Below are 15,976 nucleotides of genomic sequence, written 5' to 3'. Positions count from 1 at the left end.
GAAGAAGCAAGAGAAAAGAGACAAGAAAAAAGACTTTTCAAGCGCTGAGCAAAATGCTCGTGCTAGCTGAGGGAAGAAGCAAGAGAAAAGAGACAAGAAAAAAGACTTTTCAAGCGCTGAGCAAAATGCTCGTGCTAGCTGAGAGAGATAAAGAAAAGCAACCGGAAGCTCTTAAAGAATAAGACCTTAAAATAGCCTTAAACGATAATAAAGTTAGCCTTTAAGGCATAGTAAATTGTCTTAAACGAGAACAAAGTTAGCCTTTAGGGTAAAGTAGATTGTCTTAAATGAGAACAAAGTTAGCCTTTAAGGTATGGTAAATTGTCTTAAACAAGAACAAAGTTAGCCTTTAGGGTAAAGTAAATTGTCTTAAACAGTAATAAAGTTAGTTTTTAAGGCTACTATTTTCAATAAAAACTATGAAAAGAAGAGAGAGCAAACACGAAAATATCTAAAAGATTCTTATATCCTGAAATAGGTTTATACTTTTACGTAAACCTATTTCAGGGCAAGACAGTTTTATAAATTGATTTGAATTAGATGGGGGCACGAGCAAGATGCTTGAGCTGGCGGTGGTTATGCGACGTGTTACAATAAAGGATTATTAACCGAAGTGTTTAACTCAATGTCTTTTGAATTTTTATTCATTTTTATACGTCTATTGATTGCAACTCCTGACGTAAAAGCAAATAAGATTGTTAGAATTAGTGATATCCACCAAAGGACTTTGTCTGTTTCTCTTACAGTATTTTGAACATAAGAAACCCAAAAGCCGGTTACTGCATTAAGTAATATCCCTGAAAAATACATCCAAACTTCAAATTCATTTAAAAGAGAAGCATCGACAAGTTTAACTTTTACGGTATGTGGTACAGTTACAACAACATTTAAGTTATTCCCAAGCGGATTTCCAACGGAATTTGAAGATACGCTATTTTCCATATCTTATCCAGTTATTTGATTAATTAAGGTCCACTCGTCATTTTGAAGTAATCCATTATATCTCCCTCCATTCATTATTGGTGATACAACGAAACGAAAACCAGGCTGTGTACGGCCAAGCGTTGATAAAGCTGATATGATATTATTATATTCTATCTGACTTGGTACTTCAATGATGTAAAATGTTGTTAGAGGTTTTACAAATCTAAACTGACGAAAGCACTCTCTAAGTTGATTTTCAAATGTTTCTCGATTTGGTATTGTTGCAGGGATGTCCCAAGAAACTATAAAATGCATATAATATATATTTAATATGTAAATGTAATTAAATTAGATAAACGTCTTGACATGTTGCATAACTTATTTATAAGTCTGACTCTATCACACATATCCCTCAAATCTGCTGTATAAGTCTAACAAGTCAATTGTTTCTCAAAAATACCAAAAAACACTACAAAACTTCATCTAAAACATTCAATACCAAGAATATTTTTATCAACCAGCACCCTCAGAACATCAAAAATCAGGCTCCAAACGATAAGAAACACGTCCGGAGCCCAACTACCTAAATAAACCAAAATCTTTTCTCTTGTTTCTTGCTTCTTTCCTCTCAATGACAATTCGCTTCTGCCTGCACAAACAAACTCATTGAAGAGGGCGAAACATACGGGATCCCAAGTCCCAAGCCTCTCAATACAAACAAAACCCCAATACAAACCGCCACATACGGAATGGCCTTCTGGATTTTATTTCTAACGGAAACCGTAATAAACGATTGGATATAGACCACGGCACTCATCATTGGGATGGTTCCCAAACCGAAAAGCACCATATACAAGACACCAAGACCGGCATTCTGCATCGCAATAGCACCGAATAGTGCTACATAGACCATTCCACAAGGCAACAATCCGTTGAGCAATCCGATGGTGAATAAAGATTTGTAGCTTTTGTTTTTGAATTGGCTTCCCAAGGTCGTTTTTATTTTAGAAATCAGCCTGAAGACGGGTTTTGAAAAGTTATATTGGGCAAAAATCCTTTCGGGTATAATGACCACGAGGATCATCATCAGCCCAATAAAAATAGAAAGTTGTTGCTGTATTCCCGCCAGGAAAAAACCTTTCCCAATCAGCCCGAAGACCAATCCGATGCTTCCGTAAGCCGTCAATCGCCCCAAATGATAGGTAATAATCTGCGTGACTTTCTTCGCCGGATTGTTCCGATCCACAGGCAACATCATCGCAATAGGACCACACATCCCGATGCAATGGAAGCTGCTGATAAGACCGAAGAGGAGGGCAGTGGTGAGCATTTTTTTTTAGATAAAAGAAGAAAGAGGCAAGAAACAAGACAAAGTTGAGGATCTTTTGTCTTGCCTCTTGGTTCTTTTCTCTATTGAAGATAAAGCACTTCCTTAAACTGATAAGGCTTCTTTTCATATTCCCAGTTCAAAGTAATATCCCATCGACCGCCTACCAGCTTGTTTTTAGGTATGAGCAAAGTGGAATCGGAAAGCGAAATCGGAATTTCGAAATCCAACTTTTTGTTAGACGGCCGGTAGAGGGATACTGTTCCTTTGATATTCTTAGGGTTGAATTCTGCCGGAAAGGTTACTTTAATGTTTCCTTCAGAACTGCTTATTTTTGGTTTTTCAGCTAAATCTTCGGCACTTTGAATCTTGGCCATTTCATCCTGATAATGCGCATCGTGCTTGTAGTATTCGTCCACCACAAGCTCGTTGTCGTATTTCGGATTGGATTGTACCTTGAACACAAAGAACAGGATAAACGTCATAAACAATCCAAATGCAATTACGATTGAGGTTCCCCAGTTGATTTTCATCTTACTTGTTGTTTATTATTATTTTTTATTGCTATTGCCATTGATTTTTGCCATTGCCATTTTAATTGAAACTCCGCGGACTTAAAAAATTAGTCGTCGTTGTTTCGAGTAAATCATCTCCATTGTAAATGCCGATTTCGAGCTGTGTCTTATCGGTTTCCAGCAGGTACTGATTGATTTCGATAAACAAAGTGCCCTGCGTCATTTTTTGGTTCAGCACTTTAAAATGCGGAGCACCCACTTTCTTGATTTCGCCCTTATGCGAAATAAGCTTGAAGTGCACATTCTCATAATCCTTTACCGTCTTGTTGACAATCTTATACGTATAGACGTTGCTGATTTTCTCGCCTTTATGTTCAAATAATTGTCCCGGAAGACGCAAAACGCTTGCTTCGATATCGTTTCTTAAGAACAGCATTCCAGTGAAAATTCCCAAAAGAATCACCAGTACCGCTGTATATCCTTTCATCCTTGCGGTAAACTTGAACGGCTCTTTCTTCTCGATTTCATCTTCGGAGGCATAGCGGATCAACCCTTTCGGGAAACCAACGCTTTCCATGATCGTGTCGCATTCATCAATACAGGCTGTACAGTTTGTACATTCCAATTGTGTTCCGTTGCGGATGTCGATTCCCATCGGGCAGACATTTACACATTGCTTGCAATCGATGCAATCGCCTTTTCCGGTCAGGCTTCGTTCTTCTTTCTTGTTGAATTTCGCCCGGCCGACTTCCTTTTCGCCACGTACAAAATCATACGCCACATTGATGGATTTGTTGTCGAGCAAAACCCCCTGCAACCTTCCATACGGACAGGCAATGATGCACACCTGCTCGCGGAACCACACAAAGACAAAATAGAATACGGCTGTAAAAATCAGCAAGGCGATAAAGTTGCTCATCTGTGTTACCGGACCTTCCTTTATCATCAGGTACAGTTGCTTGCTTCCTACAACATACGCAAGAAAAACATTCGCAATCAGGAACGAAACGATAAAAAAGATCGTCCATTTTATCCCTTTCTTGCGGATCTTTTCTGCATCCCATTTTTGCTTGTTCAAACGCATCTGCGAACCACGGTCGCCTTCAATCCAGTATTCAATCCTGCGGAACACCATCTCCAGAAATATCGTCTGTGGGCAAATCCATCCGCAGAAAATCCGCCCGAAGATCACCGTAAACAGCAGGACAAATACAATTGCGATGATCAGAATAATCACAATAAGATAGAAGTCCTGTGGCCAGAATGGAAACCCGAAAATATTGAACCGGCGTTCCACCACATTGAACAGCATAAATTGGTTCCCGTTGATCGTGATAAACGGATTGGCAACCAATATCGCCAATAGTACGTAACTTACATATTTACGGTAGTCATAGAACTTTCCGCTTGGTTTTTTCGGGAAGATAAACCTGCGCTTTCCGTGCTCGTCTATCGTCCCGATGGTGTCTCTGAACGCCTCATCATCCGATACATCAGACATAATTTCTTGTTTTTTTATTTGCCACAGATTCACAGATTATTTTTTAAAATCTGTATGTGAAAAATCTGTAAATCAGTGGCTAACTTTTATGTGTTTACTCTGCTAGAGGTTTTTCTTTTGCCACAGATTCACTGATTATTTTAAAAAATATAATAATTCAGCTGACTGTGGCGAAAATTTTTATGAATTCCACATTTTAAAATCTCTTTTAATCTGTGAATCAGTGGCTATTTTTTCTTTGGCAAATATTGTTTATTTCGCAGGTGCTTCCTCTACCCAAACTTCACCTTCAGGCGCTTTCGCATCTTTAGGGTTGGTTCCTTTTAGGGAGATGATGTAACTCGCAACATGTTGGATTTCGGCAGGTTTCAGCATTGCATTCCACGCTACCATTCCTTTTCCATCACGGCCACCTTTACTGATGGTGTGGAAGATATTTTTAATCCCTCCACCTAAAATCCATTGATCATCCGTTAGGTTCGGACCAATCTGTCCACCACCATCGGCTCGGTGACAGGCCACACAGTTGGTCTCGAAAATGGTTTTCCCTTTTGCCAATTCAGATGCCTCGGTCAATAGGACAACGGTCTTCTCATCCATTAAATCCGGAGCTGTTTTTTTGTATTCTTCAATATCAATCTTGGCCTGGGCCAACTCTTTCTGAAGCTCCATTTCCTGGTCATCGGCACCCATCAATTCATAGCGAACCAAATAAATGGCAGCAAAAGCAATACAACCGTAGAAAAGATACACCCACCAAGGTGGCAAGTTGTTGTCGAGTTCCTTGATGCCGTCGTAATCATGCTCCAAAAGCAGGCTGGCTTCGCTTTCCATCGGTTCCGATTTCGTAAGCTTCTTCATCAGATTCTTGTACCACTCTGTTTCAGTAAGGCTCAAGTTGGTCGCTTCGTCCAATTTCTTTCGCTGTTCATCCGTCAAAAGACTGTAGGTAACGTTGTCAATGGCTTTTATCGTGATTTCTATTGCAATGAGAATAAAAAGAAAGACGAATAAAAATAGCGTCAACATTGGATATTTGATAAAGGCAGGCTTGCTACCGGAGTCAATAAAAAACTCCATTGCTCCAAAAACGGCAAAGAAGATGATCGGAACTCTTAAATAGGCTGGAATAAAATTTTTCATGGCTGTACTTATTTATGGTTCAGTGGAATCTGGCTCAACTCTTCGATTTTTTCCTTTTTATAAGAGAAAACCCAGATACCTAGTGCCAAAAAGAATAGAAAGAAGATCAGCAGGGAGAGGATCGGATAGATTTCTACTCCCGCAATGGTTTCCATATTGTGTTTGATTGCTTCGAACATGATTGCTTATTTTTTAAGGTTGTCTTTCACTTTAATATCGGTTCCTAATCGTTGCAAGTAGGCAATCATCGCCACGATTTCACGCTGGTTCATCGGAACAAATTCCTCTCCTTTGGCCACCGCCGCCTTCTTGCTGTTTTCATAACTCTTCACAAAATCGGGGTCAGAGTGCAGGTTCATTTCGATGGCTGTAGCTTGCTTTTTGATGGCATCCTGCGCATTTGCTATTTCTTCATCGCTATACGGAACACCCAGCTGCTGCATCGTCTTCATCTTCGCTTCGGTCTGTGAGAAATCCATCGCTTCATTGTCAAACAGCCATTTGTAACCCGGCATGATCGAACCGGCTGAGGTACTCTGTGGATCCCACATGTGGTTGAAGTGCCAGTTATCGTTGTATTTCTGTCCAACCCTTAGCAAATCAGGACCCGTACGTTTGGATCCCCATAGGAACGGACGGTCGTAAACAAATTCCCCTGCCTTAGATTGTGGGCCGTAACGTTCCACCTCACTCCTGAAAGGTCGAACCATCTGAGAGTGGCAACCAACACATCCCTCCCGGATGTACAAATCACGGCCCTCCAATTCCAAAGGAGTATAAGGTTTCACGCTTGCAATGGTTGGGATATTGGAGTCCACCATCAGCGTTGGGATAATCTGTATCGCACCACCAATAAGGATGGCTATTGTAGCAAGGATCGTCAATTGGATTGGCTTTCTTTCCAACCATGGGTGGAATTTTTCCCCTTTCACTCTGCTGCTGCTGATTTTTTGCAATTCAGGCGCTTCCGCCAATTCGTCTTCAACAGTTTTGTTGGCTCTGATGGTTCTGTAGATATTATACACCAGGATAAACATACCGAAGATGTACATACAGCCCCCAATCATTCTCATCCAATACATCGGGATAATCTGCGTAACGGTTTCCAAGAAGTTACCATACATCAGCGTTCCGTCTGAGTTGAATTGTTTCCACATAGAAGCTTGAACAAAAGCAGCTACATACAACGGAAGTGTATAAATTATGATACCAAGCGTACCAATCCAAAAGTGGAAGTTGGCCAATTTAGTAGAGAACAAAGGTCCTTTTGTCATTCGGGGAATCAACCAATAGATCATACCAAAGGCAAGGAAACCATTCCAAGCTAGGGCACCAACGTGTACGTGGGCTACGATCCAATCGGTAAAGTGGGCGATGGCATTTACATTTTTAAGCGAAAGCATCGGACCTTCAAAAGTCGCCATACCATAACCGGTAATCGCCACCACGAAGAATTTCAATACAGGCTCGACACGTACTTTATCCCAAACCCCTCTCAAGGTCAGAAGACCGTTGATCATACCTCCCCAAGAAGGAGCAATCAGCATGATGGAGAACACAACACCCAAGTTCTGCGCCCAGTTTGGCAAGGCCGAATACAAAAGATGGTGCGGTCCGGCCCAGATGTAGATAAAGATCAGCGACCAGAAGTGGATGATAGAAAGTCGATAAGAATACACCGGACGGTTGGCCGCCTTCGGTACAAAATAATACATCAATCCAAGGAAAGGTGTCGTAAGGAAAAACGCAACCGCATTATGTCCGTACCACCATTGCACCAACGCATCCTGAACCCCTGCATATACGGAGTAGCTTTTCATAGCCGATACCGGTAACGACAAACTGTTGAAGATGTGCAACACCGCCACCGTCACAAACGTAGCGAGGTAGAACCAGATGGCCACATACATGTGCCGTTCCCTTCTTTTGATAATAGTTCCAATCATATTGATCCCAAAAACCACCCAGATCAGTGCAATGGCGATATCAATCGGCCATTCCATTTCGGCATACTCTTTCGATGAGGTATAACCCAGCGGCAGTGTGATGGCCGTAGCCACAATAATCAATTGCCATCCCCAAAAGTGCAGGTTGCTGAGCAGGTCGCTGAACATTCTCGCTTTTAGCAAGCGCTGCATCGAGTAGTAGATACCCGCAAACATCGCATTCCCAACGAAGGCGAAAATAATGGCATTGGTGTGTAAAGGTCTTAATCGCCCAAAACTCAGCCACGAAACACCGTCGGTGAGGTTAGGGAATAAAAATAAGGTGGCCAATAACAGACCCACCGCCATTCCGACTACCCCAAAAAGGATCGTAGCATAGATGAACTTCTTTACAATTTTGTTGTCGTAATAAAATTGTTGCATTTCCATGGTTAAACTTGTTTTTCTTCTGTTTGTATTTGCTTTGGTTGTTCTTTTTTCAATTCATCGTCAAAAAGCATCCTCACCGATGGTGTGTAGTCATCATCATACTGGCCTGTCTTTACCGCCGTGATAAAAGCAATAAAAAAGCATATTGCAACGAAGATGCTGATGGAGATTAAAACATAAATGACACTCATACCTCTAATTTGTGTACAGCAAAGTTAGGGTTGAGGTTTCGGGTAAAATATGATATTTGTCATACTTCTAAAAAAGGTAAAGAGAAGCAGAAAGAAGTAGTAAGACGAAAGTTTAGCGCATAAAAAAACCGCAAGTAAATTGCGGTTCAAAAGTCAAATTATAGGCTATTTATTATTTTGTATCCATTCGCTCAAACGTCTGAGGGTCTTTATTGTCGGTAATGTTCTTAATCGTCATCACATCCTTTTTAAGAGTAAGAATGTTGAATGTTTTCGGTCTTCCGAATACTTCCATTGTGAGCTTATTGTCTTTTTTATTGATGCTGAATCTTCCAGTTATACTTCCAATCACTTCTTCGGTTTCGCCCTTAAACATTTGCAGGGTCAAGATACTGTCCTTGCTAAAGCTAAAGATAGCCGTATCGGGCGTGTCCTTATAATTCTTATGCATCCAGGAGCCTATCAGCAGGTTATAATCAGGTTTAGCATCGCCATACAGCGCAAGCACTACAAAAAGGAGTAAAAAATGTTTCATAAGTTTGAGGTTTAAAATTTAAAATTCGTTTGGGGAACTGAAACCTAATATGCACAAGCACATTATTTTAGGGGAAAGCTTCAGTCAAGCTAAAGTAATAAATTTCATATAAACATTTGCTCTTTTTCTTTAAATCTGCCAAATCTCAGATATAATGTCAGCCGAAACTATTGCTTTAAGTTCCGGTCCGTATTTCGACCTACAGCTGCCCAATAAGCTTTAAAGAAAGGACTGTCTTTTTTCGCACTCTTTATTCCCTCAGCAAAAAAAGATATAATTTCCTCTTTCTTGGCATGGTTCATCGTTAAGCAATCTTTGTTTTGAGCATCAAAGACAATCACCGAAGCATACATTTCCTCCATACTTTCCACACCATTAGCAGAAACAGAATACAGCTCGGTTTCATCGTCAAACAGTTTTACATTTTCCCAAAGTAGTATTGGACTATAAGCACCCTCAAACCAAATCTCCTTCGTCCAGTTTCCAAATTTATCAAACATCACTTGTTTAGTATACATTGCTGTATACACTTCATTAAAGCGTAACTCATTCAACCTAATTGTATCTCCATCTCTAAGAAATGGCAACTCAACGGTTTCATAATTCAAATAACCATTTACATAGATATAAGGATTATTAGCATTATATGTTTTAAACGGAGTTCCAACCGCGTTCTTATTAGGCCCAGTAACCGCACAGCTAATTAGCAAGGCAAAAACGGACAGAAGAAGTAATTTTCTCATAGATATCATGTCTATAATAAGATGTATGGCTACTTTAGTCAAAAAAAGCTACAACTTTTCTGCAAAGCAATAACATGACCGTCGGAATCTGCAAAGTAGCAAGCCCTGTCGCCCCAATCTCGGTCCAAAATCGGACTGATGACTTTAGCGCCAATTGCCACAGCATTTTCAAATACAGCCTCAAGATCCTCAATCAGAAAATAAAGTTCACATCTCGGTATTCCGTCGCCGGTGTCAGGATGAGGAGACGCATCTCCCAGCAGTTTCGCAATCCCTTTGTTCGGCATCAAGCCGAGCTTTACGTTTGGAGCCAATACAAATTCCGTCATTCCGGGAACATTCAAGTCGGGAGCCTTCCTAAAGAGGCGCTCATAAAAAGCCGCACTCGCTTGCTGGTCGTTTACATATAAAATCGTCTGGATATGATGCAAATGTTTCATTCTAATAGTTTAAAAAAGTAATCATTTCCCCTTCATCGCCCTAATAAGCTTCCTGTTCCGTCTATCCGCCCGCGAATTCTGCAACGAAATAACCGCCCACACCGCCGCCGGAATCCATCCAATCAGCGTAATCTGCAAAATCAAACAAATAATCCCGGTAAGAATCCTTCCTCGAAACATAAACGAAAGAAACGGAAAGAAAATCGCAATTAACGTCATAAACTGTAATATATCAGGCGCAATCTAATCAATTTAAGGAATAACTAAAAGTATATATTTCTAAAATAATTTCCCAAGCCATTCCATCCCAATTCTCCACAAACCATCGTCACCCAGAGCGCAGTCGAGGAAATTAGAAAAATTCGTATATAAAATTACTAAAAGCTAACATAACAGCATCAACAAAGGCGAAAGCACTGTCGTAAGCCTCATTATGGAAGAACTCTAAAACAAAAAACCGGCACACAAGCCGGTTTTTTTTATATACAGCAAACTAAGCCGTCCAAGAAAATCTAAAAATCCCTGCACAATTTCTTTGAAACATTGTAACGCAAACCAATTTTAAGGTAAACAATCAATATTAATTATGTTAAAAAACAAAAGAAATCGGCTAATCGGCTAATATTGCCTATCTTTACGCCAGTATTAACTCCTTCAGGGATTCAATTCGTTCCTTTACGGATTTTCAAAGACTTGTCTTTGCAGATTTTTAAACTTTCGTGTTCTGTTTCTGCAAATAAAATGCACAAGTTATGGATAACCCCTCAAATCAACCCCTTATTTATCTGGTAGACGATGATCAGGACGATCGCGAAATGTTTACCACCGCTCTGGCCTTGATCAACCCAGAAGCCGATGTAATAGAATTCTCCGATGGTCAGCAATTGCTCGATGCATTAGCCGAAAACCCGCATACCATTCCCAATTACATCTTTCTCGACCTCAACATGCCCAAGTGCACCGGAATGGAATGCATCGAACAAATGGCGCATAATATAAACATCCAGAATACCACCATTGCGATTCTCAGCACAAGCTCAAACCCGGATAGTATCGAGAAAGCATTCCAACTTGGAGCTGGTTTCTACATCATAAAGCCTACAAGCTTTACCAATCTAAAATCCTTTATAGGCAAAGTACTCAGCCCGGAATACCAAAACACAAAAGCACAAACCATCAAGGATTTTCTGCTAACTGTTTAGCCTTTCAGCGCAGGAAACAAAACAATTGGGTTCTAAAAAAACCTGCTTCGTTACCCTAATGCACAATTACGGAAGAGGAAAATAAATTCCCGCCGCAAAAGCACCCGAAAACTGCTCCACATCAGGATGATGATAGTAGGTAAACTTTATATCCACACTATGATTTTTGCCTACCGCAAACCCAAAAGCATACGGCACATGCAGCAAAACCCCGCTTTTTGATACATCCGTCAAAGGCGTATAGGTTTCAAACGATCCTAACGAGCCACCAATGCCAAGCTCAACAAAAGGAGCAACATAGGGAATAGGGGCCACAACCCGCAACTTTACACCCGCCAAAAATGCATTCGATTTCACGTTAAATTCCTTCAGCTCCTGCTTTTCAGACGAACCAGAAGCAATCACAAACCCGGCATAGGGCCTAATGCCAAACCATTTGTTCAAATTCAGGATATACTCCGCTTGCGCGTAAAAACCAACGCCCGCAATATCCGTTTCGTCCAACGGCGCAGCAAGTCCAAGACCCGCCGAAGCGCCAATAAACTTCCCTTCCTTTATTTGAGCCTTCATCGAAGGTATAAAAGCAACAAAAAACAGTAAACCGATAAAAGATCTAAAGCGTGTAAGCATCATTTTTAATTTTAAGAGCGCAAACTTACCATTTTATAAAGAATTACCTACGCATTATGCCGTTTTTTTGTGCCCTTCGTGCCTTCCTTGTGCCTTTGTGTTTATAAAACATACGAGAACATAAAACCCCATCCACAAACTTTTTTCGTACATTTAAAAATTCTAAAAACCACACCATGAACCCCAGTGTTGCCCTATTGATCATCGCCCTGCTGATATGTTTCATCGGCTTTTCCCGCCTCCTCTTCAATAAAATCCTCGATCCGCTCTATTTCTTCATCTTCAAAAAAACCATGCTCGTCCATTGGTACCCTTTCGGGATGAAAAAACTTCCGGAAACCAACCGTCAGTTCCTCGTCGACAACTTCAATTTCTATAAAAGGCTGCCGGAGAACAAAAAGGCCCAGTTCGACCACCGTGTCCACAATTTTCTCAACAAATACCAGTTCATAGGAACCCAAATCGACGTCCAGCCCCAGATGAAAACCTTCCTCGCCGGCTATTATGTCATGCTCACCTTCGGAATGCGCAAGTACTTGGTCGATACCTTCAAGAAAATCATCATCCATCCCCAGGCCTATTATTCGTCCCACTCGCAAGCCTACCATAAAGGCGAGTACAACAGGCCGCTCAGGGCCGTAATCTTCTCATGGGAAGACCTCCTCAACACACATCACAACCAGCAGGACAATCTCAACCTTGCCCTCCACGAGTTTACCCACGTCCTCCACTGGAACGCCCTCCGAAGCAACGAGATGAGCGCCATAGTCTTCTATGACGAGTTCCGGGAGATGTTCGAAATCTTCAAGAACCACGAAAAGATGCAGGCAATAAGGGAAAAAAGCTACTTCAGGGAGTATGCCTACGAAAATCAATTCGAATTTCTTTCCGTAATATTGGAGCATTTCTTCGAAACCCCCCAATCCTTCAAGACACAGCTCCCAGACCTCTTCGAAAGAACCCGAAAAATGATCAACTTCGACGAAAAGCTCCTCTAAAACAATCGATTAACAATACCCCTTTCGGGAAAAACCATAGCGGCATCTACCATCTGCCTAATTAATACGAGTATTGTCCGTACTACTCTCGTGCCACTGTTGTCACCCCCGTTTCCTTCCGTTGTCACCCCGAGCGCAGTCGAGGGGCTACAATCTGAGCCCTCTAATGTTGTCACTACTCTCTTGTCACCCCGAGCGCAGTCGAGGGGCCGCAATCCACATCCCCAATCTTGTCATCCCGACGAAGGAGGGAACCCCGCAAGCAGCTCCACCCCAAGGAGCACTCAAAAACACCAAAATTTCTCCATCAAAACATTTTATTTATAGACATAAATTTCCTTACCTTTAAAATAAAAAGCCATGATATTCGGACAAGTAGAAAACCCCGCCAAAATAGATTTCACCCTACCACCAGACGCACCCCAAACCAAGGAAATACTATCAAAATCGAAAGCCAAAGGCTTCGAGGCCTACGTTGGCTGTGCAAAATGGAACCGAGGCGACCTCAAAGGTTTCTACCCACGTGGCACAAAGGATGAACTCGTTTACTATTCCACCCAGTTCAATTCCATCGAGCTCAACGCAACATTCTACAAGATGCCCACATGGCAGCAAGTGGAAACATGGAAAAACAAAACCCCCGATAATTTCAAGTTTTTCCCAAAATTGACCAACAACATCAGCCATTATCAGCGGTTAAATCAGGTAAAACAAGAAGTCGATGATTTCTGCAACGCCATCAGCAACTTCGATGAGAAGCTCGGCATGGCATTCCTCCAGCTCCGCGACGATTTCAAGCCGAAAGATTTCGATAGGATAAAGACTTTCGTCGAAGAATTTCCAAAAGGAGTACCATTGGGAATAGAAGTCCGCAACAGCGAGTGGTTTGATAGCAAAGAAAACCAAGAGGCATGCTGCAACCTCCTTGAAAAGCACAATGTTGCCAACATAATCGTCGATACAGCCGGCCGCCGAGACATGCTCCACATGCGTCTCACAAGTCCCGTTGCTTTCATCCGATACGTTGGCGCAAACCATCCATCAGATATCCAAAGACTCGACGATTGGATTCCAAGAATTCAAAAATGGAAAGAAGAAGGCCTGCAGAAACTCTATTTCTTCGTACACCAGAACGTAGAAGTCGAGTCGCCCTTGCTTGCCGAGCATTTTATCAAGAAACTCAACAAGGCCCTAAAAACAAATGTCCCGGTTCCTAACAAGAAACCGGGACAAAGCAATAATTTATTTGATATGGATTAAGAAGCCAGCAGCTTCTTCAAGTCGGCAATTGTCTGCGTAGGATTTTCAGCCTTGAAAACAAAGTTTCCGGCTACTAGAACATCTGCCCCGGCTTCTGCCAATTGAACTGCGTTCTTGCTTGTAACGCCTCCGTCAATTTCAATAAGCGTCGAAGCGCCGTTTCGGGTGATAATCTCTTTCAATTGCTTTACTTTCTTATACGTATTCTCAATAAACGACTGACCGCCAAAGCCTGGATTCACACTCATGATGCAAACCAAGTCGATATCATTGATAACGTCTTCCAACAAGCTCACATTCGTATGCGGATTGATGGCAACGCCTGCCTTCATTCCCTCCGCCTTGATGGCTTGAAGCGTTCTGTGTAAATGAGTTGTCGCTTCGTAGTGAACTGTAAGGATATTGGTACCCAGATCAGCAAAAGTCTTGATGTAACGATCCGGATCGATAATCATTAAATGCACATCGATGGTTTTCTTCGCATGCCTGTTGATGGCTTCCAAGACCGGCATCCCAAAAGAAATGTTGGGTACAAATACCCCATCCATAATGTCAATGTGAAACCAATCGGCTTCACTGTTGTTGACCATTTCGATGTCGCGTTGAAGGTTTGCAAAATCTGCAGCAAGCACTGAGGGTGCTATTAAGGTGTTTTTCATTGTAGTTGTTGTGTGTAGTTTCGGCAAAGATAAATTTTAACCGCAAAGAACGCAAGGAATTACGCAAAGTTCGCCAAGAATGTTGACGATGTTGGTGAAAAAGATTAAAAGGAGCCTTTTGATTTTAATCTAGCCCCGACTGGAGGGAAAATCCTTTTTATTTTTGTCCTTTAAAAAAATAAAAAGATTTGGAAGGAAGGCGGGAACATGGCTTTTGAAAATGCCAAAAGTTTTGCTTCTAATTATTTTGATTTAAAAACAAAAAAAACTCCGGACCCTAGGCTGAAAGCCGAACTGAGCGAAGCTAAACCCGAGCGCGAGCGAACAGACCGAGAGTTTTTTTAAAAACAAAAAAAAACTCCGGTAATCAGCCGGAGTTTCAATCATCAATCAAAAAACGAACAGTTAATCAGACTGTTGTTACTTTAAATATTTTTGGGTAATAGTTTACTAAATTGGATGTGCAAAATACAAATTAATTTGATAACACAAAAATTAGTTTCAATTAGTATGCCAATTATCCTAGGTATGTTTTTAAAATCTTGCTTCTAGAAGTATGTTTCAATCTTCTAATCGCTTTTTCCTTGATCTGACGAACACGTTCTCTTGTCAAATCAAACGTCTCACCAATCTCTTCCAACGTCATCGGATGTTGGTCGCCCAATCCGAAATAAAGACGAACTACGTCCGCTTCACGAGGTGTCAAAGTCTCCAATGAACGCTCAATTTCTGTACGCAACGATTCGTGGATCAATTCCCTGTCTGGGTTTGGAGACTCTCCAGAACGCAATACGTCATAAAGGTTGGAATCTTCTCCCTCAACAAGCGGTGCATCCATCGAAAGGTGACGACCAGAGTTTTTCATAGACTCTTTTACGTCGTTTACCGTCATGTCCAATTCCTTTGCAATTTCCTCAGCAGATGGCGGTCTTTCGTTAGATTGCTCCAACAAAGCATACATCTTGTTGATTTTATTGATCGAACCAATCTTGTTCAAAGGCAAACGAACGATACGAGATTGTTCTGCCAAAGCTTGAAGGATCGACTGACGGATCCACCAAACGGCATAGGATATAAATTTAAAACCACGTGTTTCGTCGAAACGTTGTGCGGCTTTGATAAGACCTAAATTTCCTTCGTTAATTAAATCGGGAAGTGTAAGTCCTTGGTTTTGATATTGTTTTGCTACAGAAACCACGAAACGTAGGTTGGCCTTGGTCAATTTCTCTAATGCTCTCTGGTCTCCGGCTTTAATACGTTGTGCTAATTCTACCTCTTCATCGGCTGTGATAAGGTCAACTTTTCCGATCTCCTGAAGGTATTTGTCTAAGGAAGCAGTTTCACGATTGGTTACCTGCTTGGTAATTTTAAGTTGTCTCATTGTAGATTTGTACGGATTTATAAGTGTACAAGTGGTTATACGTTTTGAGTTGCAAAAAAGTTACAAAGACAATTCAATTAAAAATTAAAAATTAAAAAAGAAGCTTGAAATCAGTTAGTTATATGTTTAAAAAATAAAATATTTTTTTTGTT

General features: G+C 41.2%; 19 protein-coding genes. 3 read left to right on the top strand and 16 right to left on the bottom strand.

Features of this window, described 5'->3' with window-relative positions; genetic code table 11:
- Positions 1-588 precede the first annotated feature (588 nt).
- The 13 genes from ACI6PS_RS12785 to ACI6PS_RS12725 form a co-directional block, all read right to left on the bottom strand.
- Complete coding sequence (locus ACI6PS_RS12785; RefSeq protein WP_421012964.1) at positions 589-942, bottom strand: hypothetical protein; 354 nt, start codon at positions 940-942, stop codon at positions 589-591.
- 3 nt (positions 943-945) lie between these two features.
- On the bottom strand, positions 946-1,239 hold the full coding sequence (locus tag ACI6PS_RS12780) for a hypothetical protein (protein WP_421012963.1): 294 nt from the start codon (positions 1,237-1,239) through the stop codon (positions 946-948).
- A gap of 313 nt (positions 1,240-1,552) precedes the next feature.
- Positions 1,553-2,254: a sulfite exporter TauE/SafE family protein gene (locus ACI6PS_RS12775; RefSeq protein WP_421012962.1), complete on the bottom strand. Its 702-nt coding sequence runs from the start codon at positions 2,252-2,254 to the stop codon at positions 1,553-1,555.
- 80 nt (positions 2,255-2,334) lie between these two features.
- On the bottom strand, positions 2,335-2,784 hold the full coding sequence (locus ACI6PS_RS12770; RefSeq protein WP_421012961.1) for a FixH family protein: 450 nt from the start codon (positions 2,782-2,784) through the stop codon (positions 2,335-2,337).
- A gap of 61 nt (positions 2,785-2,845) precedes the next feature.
- Positions 2,846-4,267, bottom strand: a complete 1,422-nt coding sequence (gene ccoG, locus ACI6PS_RS12765; RefSeq protein WP_421012960.1) for a cytochrome c oxidase accessory protein CcoG — start codon at positions 4,265-4,267, stop codon at positions 2,846-2,848.
- A 252-nt stretch (positions 4,268-4,519) separates the two neighbouring features.
- Entirely contained in the window at positions 4,520-5,410 is an 891-nt protein-coding gene (locus ACI6PS_RS12760; protein WP_421012959.1) for a cbb3-type cytochrome c oxidase N-terminal domain-containing protein, read from the bottom strand.
- Between the two features lie 8 nt (positions 5,411-5,418).
- A complete protein-coding gene (locus ACI6PS_RS12755; protein ID WP_026704373.1) occupies positions 5,419-5,589 on the bottom strand; it encodes a CcoQ/FixQ family Cbb3-type cytochrome c oxidase assembly chaperone in 171 nt (56 codons plus the stop codon).
- Between the two features lie 6 nt (positions 5,590-5,595).
- Positions 5,596-7,785, bottom strand: a complete 2,190-nt coding sequence (gene ccoN / locus ACI6PS_RS12750; RefSeq protein ID WP_421012958.1) for a cytochrome-c oxidase, cbb3-type subunit I — start codon at positions 7,783-7,785, stop codon at positions 5,596-5,598.
- A gap of 2 nt (positions 7,786-7,787) precedes the next feature.
- The gene (gene ccoS, locus ACI6PS_RS12745) at positions 7,788-7,976 is read right to left on the bottom strand and encodes a cbb3-type cytochrome oxidase assembly protein CcoS (protein ID WP_421012957.1); all 189 of its coding nucleotides are present in this window, start codon (positions 7,974-7,976) and stop codon (positions 7,788-7,790) included.
- A 172-nt stretch (positions 7,977-8,148) separates the two neighbouring features.
- The gene (locus tag ACI6PS_RS12740; protein ID WP_421012956.1) at positions 8,149-8,511 is read right to left on the bottom strand and encodes a hypothetical protein; all 363 of its coding nucleotides are present in this window, start codon (positions 8,509-8,511) and stop codon (positions 8,149-8,151) included.
- 167 nt (positions 8,512-8,678) lie between these two features.
- On the bottom strand, positions 8,679-9,254 hold the full coding sequence (locus ACI6PS_RS12735; protein ID WP_421012955.1) for a hypothetical protein: 576 nt from the start codon (positions 9,252-9,254) through the stop codon (positions 8,679-8,681).
- A 38-nt stretch (positions 9,255-9,292) separates the two neighbouring features.
- A complete protein-coding gene (locus tag ACI6PS_RS12730) occupies positions 9,293-9,694 on the bottom strand; it encodes a VOC family protein (RefSeq protein ID WP_421012954.1) in 402 nt (133 codons plus the stop codon).
- A gap of 21 nt (positions 9,695-9,715) precedes the next feature.
- Positions 9,716-9,913, bottom strand: coding sequence for a YqaE/Pmp3 family membrane protein (locus tag ACI6PS_RS12725; RefSeq protein ID WP_421012953.1), 198 nt, complete (start codon positions 9,911-9,913; stop codon positions 9,716-9,718).
- Between the two features lie 533 nt (positions 9,914-10,446).
- On the opposite strand from ACI6PS_RS12725, the gene ACI6PS_RS12720 reads away from it, so the two are divergent.
- Positions 10,447-10,896: a response regulator gene (locus tag ACI6PS_RS12720; RefSeq protein ID WP_421012952.1), complete on the top strand. Its 450-nt coding sequence runs from the start codon at positions 10,447-10,449 to the stop codon at positions 10,894-10,896.
- A 66-nt stretch (positions 10,897-10,962) separates the two neighbouring features.
- On the opposite strand, the gene ACI6PS_RS12715 is transcribed toward ACI6PS_RS12720, so the two are convergent.
- Positions 10,963-11,529, bottom strand: a complete 567-nt coding sequence (locus ACI6PS_RS12715) for a hypothetical protein (RefSeq protein WP_421012951.1) — start codon at positions 11,527-11,529, stop codon at positions 10,963-10,965.
- Positions 11,530-11,702: 173 nt separating this feature from the next.
- Between ACI6PS_RS12715 and ACI6PS_RS12710 the strand changes: the two genes are divergently transcribed.
- Both ACI6PS_RS12710 and ACI6PS_RS12705 read left to right on the top strand, forming a co-directional pair.
- The gene (locus tag ACI6PS_RS12710) at positions 11,703-12,524 is read left to right on the top strand and encodes a zinc-dependent peptidase (protein ID WP_421012950.1); all 822 of its coding nucleotides are present in this window, start codon (positions 11,703-11,705) and stop codon (positions 12,522-12,524) included.
- Between the two features lie 360 nt (positions 12,525-12,884).
- Positions 12,885-13,784: a DUF72 domain-containing protein gene (locus tag ACI6PS_RS12705; protein WP_421012949.1), complete on the top strand. Its 900-nt coding sequence runs from the start codon at positions 12,885-12,887 to the stop codon at positions 13,782-13,784.
- Here the strand turns inward: ACI6PS_RS12705 and rpe are convergent.
- Together rpe and ACI6PS_RS12695 are read right to left on the bottom strand one after the other, a co-directional pair.
- Entirely contained in the window at positions 13,781-14,443 is a 663-nt protein-coding gene (rpe, locus tag ACI6PS_RS12700) for a ribulose-phosphate 3-epimerase (protein ID WP_421012948.1), read from the bottom strand. The two genes, ACI6PS_RS12705 and rpe, sit on opposite strands and share 4 nt — an antisense overlap.
- A 517-nt stretch (positions 14,444-14,960) precedes the next feature.
- Positions 14,961-15,824, bottom strand: a complete 864-nt coding sequence (locus ACI6PS_RS12695) for a sigma-70 family RNA polymerase sigma factor (protein WP_007804760.1) — start codon at positions 15,822-15,824, stop codon at positions 14,961-14,963.
- Positions 15,825-15,976: the final 152 nt, after the last annotated feature.

Origin of the sequence: Flavobacterium sp. PLA-1-15 (genome assembly GCF_049060005.1) — a bacterium.
GTDB lineage: Bacteria > Bacteroidota > Bacteroidia > Flavobacteriales > Flavobacteriaceae > Flavobacterium.
This window is presented reverse-complemented; position numbering and strand designations above follow the sequence as displayed.

Bases quoted from the DNA above. Each gene is read 5' to 3' on its own strand.
- ACI6PS_RS12785 (WP_421012964.1), bottom strand. From the start codon at position 942: ATGGAAAATAGCGTATCTTCAAATTCCGTTGGAAATCCGCTTGGGAAT.
- ACI6PS_RS12780 (WP_421012963.1), bottom strand. From the start codon at position 1,239: ATGCATTTTATAGTTTCTTGGGACATCCCTGCAACAATACCAAATCGA.
- ACI6PS_RS12775 (WP_421012962.1), bottom strand. From the start codon at position 2,254: ATGCTCACCACTGCCCTCCTCTTCGGTCTTATCAGCAGCTTCCATTGC.
- ACI6PS_RS12770 (WP_421012961.1), bottom strand. From the start codon at position 2,784: ATGAAAATCAACTGGGGAACCTCAATCGTAATTGCATTTGGATTGTTT.
- ccoG (WP_421012960.1), bottom strand. From the start codon at position 4,267: ATGTCTGATGTATCGGATGATGAGGCGTTCAGAGACACCATCGGGACG.
- ACI6PS_RS12760 (WP_421012959.1), bottom strand. From the start codon at position 5,410: ATGAAAAATTTTATTCCAGCCTATTTAAGAGTTCCGATCATCTTCTTT.
- ACI6PS_RS12755 (WP_026704373.1), bottom strand. From the start codon at position 5,589: ATGTTCGAAGCAATCAAACACAATATGGAAACCATTGCGGGAGTAGAA.
- ccoN (WP_421012958.1), bottom strand. From the start codon at position 7,785: ATGGAAATGCAACAATTTTATTACGACAACAAAATTGTAAAGAAGTTC.
- ccoS (WP_421012957.1), bottom strand. From the start codon at position 7,976: ATGAGTGTCATTTATGTTTTAATCTCCATCAGCATCTTCGTTGCAATA.
- ACI6PS_RS12740 (WP_421012956.1), bottom strand. From the start codon at position 8,511: ATGAAACATTTTTTACTCCTTTTTGTAGTGCTTGCGCTGTATGGCGAT.
- ACI6PS_RS12735 (WP_421012955.1), bottom strand. From the start codon at position 9,254: ATGAGAAAATTACTTCTTCTGTCCGTTTTTGCCTTGCTAATTAGCTGT.
- ACI6PS_RS12730 (WP_421012954.1), bottom strand. From the start codon at position 9,694: ATGAAACATTTGCATCATATCCAGACGATTTTATATGTAAACGACCAG.
- ACI6PS_RS12725 (WP_421012953.1), bottom strand. From the start codon at position 9,913: ATGACGTTAATTGCGATTTTCTTTCCGTTTCTTTCGTTTATGTTTCGA.
- ACI6PS_RS12720 (WP_421012952.1), top strand. From the start codon at position 10,447: ATGGATAACCCCTCAAATCAACCCCTTATTTATCTGGTAGACGATGAT.
- ACI6PS_RS12715 (WP_421012951.1), bottom strand. From the start codon at position 11,529: ATGATGCTTACACGCTTTAGATCTTTTATCGGTTTACTGTTTTTTGTT.
- ACI6PS_RS12710 (WP_421012950.1), top strand. From the start codon at position 11,703: ATGAACCCCAGTGTTGCCCTATTGATCATCGCCCTGCTGATATGTTTC.
- ACI6PS_RS12705 (WP_421012949.1), top strand. From the start codon at position 12,885: ATGATATTCGGACAAGTAGAAAACCCCGCCAAAATAGATTTCACCCTA.
- rpe (WP_421012948.1), bottom strand. From the start codon at position 14,443: ATGAAAAACACCTTAATAGCACCCTCAGTGCTTGCTGCAGATTTTGCA.
- ACI6PS_RS12695 (WP_007804760.1), bottom strand. From the start codon at position 15,824: ATGAGACAACTTAAAATTACCAAGCAGGTAACCAATCGTGAAACTGCT.